Annotated in this window: 5 protein-coding genes; 3 read left to right on the top strand and 2 right to left on the bottom strand. The window is 36.0% G+C overall.

What is annotated here, in order from left to right:
• Positions 1-1,261: FAD-binding protein (locus DMP16_RS07835; RefSeq protein ID WP_143577062.1), on the bottom strand; the 1,261-nt coding region annotated here is incomplete at its 3' end.
• 89 nt (positions 1,262-1,350) lie between these two features.
• On the opposite strand from DMP16_RS07835, the gene nadA reads away from it, so the two are divergent.
• A complete protein-coding gene (gene nadA / locus DMP16_RS07830) occupies positions 1,351-2,292 on the top strand; it encodes a quinolinate synthase NadA (RefSeq protein WP_069284530.1) in 942 nt (313 codons plus the stop codon).
• 160 nt (positions 2,293-2,452) lie between these two features.
• A complete protein-coding gene (locus DMP16_RS07825) occupies positions 2,453-4,048 on the top strand; it encodes an alkaline phosphatase family protein (protein ID WP_143577061.1) in 1,596 nt (531 codons plus the stop codon).
• Between the two features lie 16 nt (positions 4,049-4,064).
• Here the strand turns inward: DMP16_RS07825 and DMP16_RS07820 are convergent, their stop codons facing one another.
• Positions 4,065-4,397 carry a Rieske (2Fe-2S) protein gene (locus DMP16_RS07820; RefSeq protein ID WP_069281643.1) on the bottom strand — a complete coding sequence of 111 codons (333 nt, stop codon included), beginning with the start codon at positions 4,395-4,397 and terminating at the stop codon, positions 4,065-4,067.
• A 186-nt stretch (positions 4,398-4,583) separates the two neighbouring features.
• On the opposite strand from DMP16_RS07820, the gene DMP16_RS07815 reads away from it, so the two are divergent.
• Positions 4,584-5,033: ferritin-like domain-containing protein (locus DMP16_RS07815; RefSeq protein WP_143577060.1), on the top strand; the 450-nt coding region annotated here is incomplete at its 3' end.

The following is a 5,033-nucleotide window of genomic DNA, read 5'->3' as shown; positions in this document are numbered from 1 at the left end:
ATATTTCTAAAGCCTTCTTCAACCCTTCCCCATCTCTGAACACTCCCAAATATTCCCAATTAATTTTTCTTATCTCATCTAATCCCAAACTCTTCCCACTTTTAATCAATCTAACATAATATACTTCACCATCACTAATTTCATTATTACCCTCCCATTTATCAATGTATCTAGGCATATTGATCCCAAAAACTAGTCCCTCAGCTAAAGAATTACTAGCTAACCTATTTGCTCCATGAAGACCACTATCTGAAACTTCACCTATCGCATACAAATTCTTAATATTGGTCTCACCTCTAATATTTACCCTCAAACCACCAATTGTGAAATGCGCTCCAGGAAAGACGGGGACTTTACTCTTATCTATATTATTCTCTCTCAAAAACTTAATAACTGCAGGGAATTTATACTCTAGATCCCTTATCTTTGATAAATCCATGAAAACCTTATTTCCCATTAAATACTCGTTGTATATAGCCCTAGCCAAAACATCCCTAGGGGCTAGCTCACCCTTCTCGTGGTAGTTAAAAGCAAATCTCTGCCCCTTATCGTTATATATAATTGCTCCCTCACCTCTAAGCGTTTCAGTCAATAGGAAATGATTCACAGTAACTGTAGGATGAAACTGGATAAACTCCATGTCCGAAACCAACGCCCCAGCTCTAAAGCCAATTGCTATACCATCTCCCACACTAGTTGCCGGATTAGAAGTATACGTGAATAAGTACGCATAACCTCCAGTAGCTAGAATAACCTTAGAATCATCATAAAGGTCAACAGAACCCCTCTTCTCAGTGACAAAACCCCTCACAACCCCATCCATAACCTTTAGGGCTAACAGCCTATCTTCTACAATATTAATCTTATCCTTAATTGCCAAATTATGTAAAAAGCTGAAAATCTCCCTACCGGTCTCATCAGTTTTATGAATCACTCTCCTCCTAGAATGACCTCCTTCTAACCTTAAATCTTCGTCAAAATTAAACCCCCAATCCTTTAAGGTTCTTACAGCGTGACGAACCTCAGTAGTAACGTAATTTACTGCCTTAATGTCACACATTCCATCCCCTACAAGTATAGTATCCTTAGCGTGAATTTCTGGAGAATCGTTTTCACCTAAACTCACAGCTATCCCTCCCTTAGCCCAATAAGTTGATCCCCCATCTATCTTCTTAGAAATTATCGTAACGTTATAGCCACTTCTCTTCAAACTTATTCCCGCAGACAAACCCGCAATCCCAGTTCCGAAAATGTAGATCATATATCGAACATGTGTTCGATAATATAAAAAGTTATTTTATGAAAAAAGTTTTTATAGCTGTTCTAGTAAAGAACACATGTTCGGAGAACATGGCTAGGTTAGAAGAATTAATAAATAAGATTAAAATATTAAAAAAAGAAAAGAACGCAATAATATTAGGTCACAATTATATGGACTACTCAGTACAATTAGTCTCAGACTTCACTGGGGACTCTTACGACTTAGCTAAAAAGGCTATGAATACAAATGCAAGCATAATAGTATTTGCTGGCGTTTATTTTATGGCGGAACAAGCTGCAGCATTGAATCCGGACAAACTAGTACTATCTCCAGATCTTAATGCAGGCTGTTCCTTATCAGACTCATTAGATGTAAAGACATTAGAAAAATATAAAAAGGAATATCCAGATGCTCCCGTCGTACTATACATTAACACTAGCATATATGCTAAAGCCCTAGCTGATTATATCGTAACCTCATCAACTGCAATAAAAGTAGTAAAGAAGCTTAACGCAGATAAAATAATCTTTGGTCCAGACGCTAACTTAGCTAAATACGTAAAAACTAAGACTGGCAAAAACTTAATAATAGTTCCACCAAACGGCAGATGCATAGTTCACGCAAATTACACAAGACAATTAGTAGAATTGGCTAGAAAGAAGTATCCTAACGCGTTGTTAATCGCACATCCAGAGTCCCCGTTAGAGATTTTACAAGCAGCAGATTTTGTAGGCTCTACTAATCAAATGATTGAGTTTGCAAAGAATAGTTCAAATAAGGAGTTCATAGTTGCCACAGAAATAGGCATGATAAACGCTTTACAACTACAAGTGCCGGACAAAAAATTCTATCCAATAGTTACTACTGAAGCATGTGCATGTGCTAGATGTCCTTATATGGCTATGATAACTATTGATAAGATAAAGAGATCATTAGAGGAAGAAATATATCCAGTTAGAGTCCCGTCTGATATTGCTGAGAAAGCAAAACAAGCTTTTGAGAGGACTATTAAGTTAATTGAAAGATATTAAATGAAGATTATTTACCTCTGAAATGACATGGAAAAGCCTCTAAATTAGCCTAGTTAAGCTGTCAGAATCCCCACATACCCTTAAGATTAATCTATAGTACTATATATTTTTCATTTTTTATATACAAAAGCCTTAAAAATTGGTTACAAATACACATCACATGGAAAGTGGAAAAGCTAGAAAACTCCGTGGACTATTTTTCTTACTTCTAATACCCATTTTTATTTCAGTTATAACTAGTCTTCCCACAACGTCCTCTAATATGATAACACAGACTCCAATAAAACATGTAGTAATAATAATTCTGGAAAACCACGCCTTTGACAGCATATTTGGAACTTATCCTTTTGGATACCCTCCAATAGTGAACAATATAACCTTGTCCCTCATGAGACCCGTAAATTACATCTATAATCTATCCTTACTTCAACTTCTTCAACAAACTAAGGGTAATATAACCTGGATTTCCTTCCCATATAAAGGCGAAATCCTTCATCCATATTACGCTAATACCACCGTTCTCATAGATCCAGTTGAAGGTAACAACAATTACTTCACCGATTGGAATTACGGAAAAATGGATGGCTTCATTAACGGGTCTGGTACACAATCATTAGCATACATCTCTTATCAACAAGCGCCAGTTTTATGGGATTACGCTGAACAATACGTATTATTTGACAATTACTTTAGCCCAGAATTATCAGTAACAGTACCTAATAGAGTAGCTTACATTACCGGATTCCCAACATTTGTGAATAACGACTCGCCACAGTTCAATGAACTACCGTTAAACGAAACAATAGTATACCAACTGTCGCAGTACAACATTAGCTGGGGATGGTATGAGTATGGATACTCCCCAGACTTTCAAATACTCAGTCCAGATCTATATTTAGGTTATAACAATACAGCACCCCTACCACTAAGCTTATTTAAGGGAGCAAACGAGCTTAACGATCATTATTTTGATTTAACGTCTTTTATACAACAAGCTAAGGAGGGCAAATTACCATCTGTCTCATTTGTGATGTTTACCGGACCAGCTGGATACGATACTCATATACCAGGCTACGACATGCATCCACCATATAATACTACCTTAGCTATGTTAGCTTTAACTACGGTAATAAATTCTATAATGGAAGGACCTAATTGGAATTCGACGGCAATCTTCATAACCTTCGATGAAGGCGGAGGTTATTTTGATCAAGTCCCGCCTCCTATAGTTAATGGTTTAGCACAATTTGATACTCTACCCCAAATGCCTAATTACTTCATATTAGGGCAAAGAATACCATTAATAGTAATATCCCCATATTCCAAAGAAGGGTTCATAGACAATTATACATCCTCTGGCTACTCCATTCTAGCCTTCATAGACTATAACTGGCGATTGCCATATCTAAACCCTATCGTGAATGAGTTTGGTCCAAAAGCGATACTTGAAGCGTTTAATTTCTCTCAAACGCCAAGAAAACCAATAATATTAACTCCAGAGAACTGGAGTTATCCTCTACAATTGCAATATCCAGTACATTACGGGTACATAGCAACTATAAATAATAACTACACAGCGTATCAAATGTTGTACAAGTTAATGGATAAAGGAAACTATAGCCCTCCACTCTTCTTTAAAGTTGCAAACGCTGAAACACCTAAAGGTAGTTATTCTACCGATAATTTAATGATAATAATTATAGTGATCTTCGTAGTAATCCTATTTAGCGTGTATTTAGTAATGAAGAAAAGATAAGGATCTTTTTACGTTTTTATATAATTTCCACACAAATTTCACCCGCCTTTATAATTACATCATATATTTCCAAGTTAGACGTCTCCTTCCATTTCCCATAATCATTAACGTAAGGTATCATCACTGGTTTCCCTGAATTCAGATCATAAACGTAACCGTGAAGATAGCATCTAATCTGATTATCTCCAATAATATCACCGTAAGCCAGATCCCCACCTTTATGTGGACACCACCTTGAAAAACACTTAAGCTTTCCCCTTATATTTGTGATTATCAAATCTTTTCCTCCTATTTCAATAGTCTCCATTTTACCTTCTTGTATCTCACGCAGTCCAGTGCATATTATCAAACTATATTCACCTTCTACTTAGACTAACTTTTAACTAAGATAGTATCTTATTTAAAATTAACTTTAATTTTCCCTCACACTGTGTGGTAACAGCAGTTCATTTGAACTAACTCCTAATTTAAAGTAACTTTTAATTAGAAAGCTTTATAATCTAGTACTAGAATCTATTTAATAGGCGAAAAACAAATGAGTCAAAACGAAATAAAACCAGTTGGAGTAGAAATCCTAGAAAAATCTGGGTTAGATGTGAAAAAATTAATAGATAAGTTAGTTAAAGCCACAGCAGCTGAATTCACAACCTACTATTACTATACTATACTAAGGATGCATCTGACTGGAATAGAGGGTGAGGGACTAAAGGAAATAGCCGAAGATGCAAGACTTGAAGATAGACTTCACTTCGAACTAATGACACAAAGGATATATGAGTTAGGTGGATCTCTTCCTAGAGATATAAGGGAAGTAGCAGACATTTCAGCTTGTGCAGATGCTTATTTGCCACAGAACTGGAAAGATCCAAAAGAGATTTTAAAAGTATTATTAGAAGCTGAACAGTGTGCAATAAGAACTTGGAAAGAAGTATGCGACATGACGTATGGCAAAGATCCTAGGACTTACGACTTAGCCCAAAGAATA

It is taken from the genome of Sulfolobus sp. B1 (assembly GCF_007050195.1).
In the GTDB taxonomy this organism is placed as follows: Archaea; Thermoproteota; Thermoprotei_A; order Sulfolobales; family Sulfolobaceae; genus Saccharolobus.
The sequence above is the reverse complement of the archived record's forward strand: the minus strand, read 5'-3'. Positions and strand labels throughout refer to the sequence as shown.

Coding starts and splice junctions, on each gene's coding strand:
- nadA (WP_069284530.1), top strand. CDS start 1,351: ATGGCTAGGTTAGAAGAATTAATAAATAAGATTAAAATATTAAAAAAA.
- DMP16_RS07825 (WP_143577061.1), top strand. CDS start 2,453: ATGGAAAGTGGAAAAGCTAGAAAACTCCGTGGACTATTTTTCTTACTT.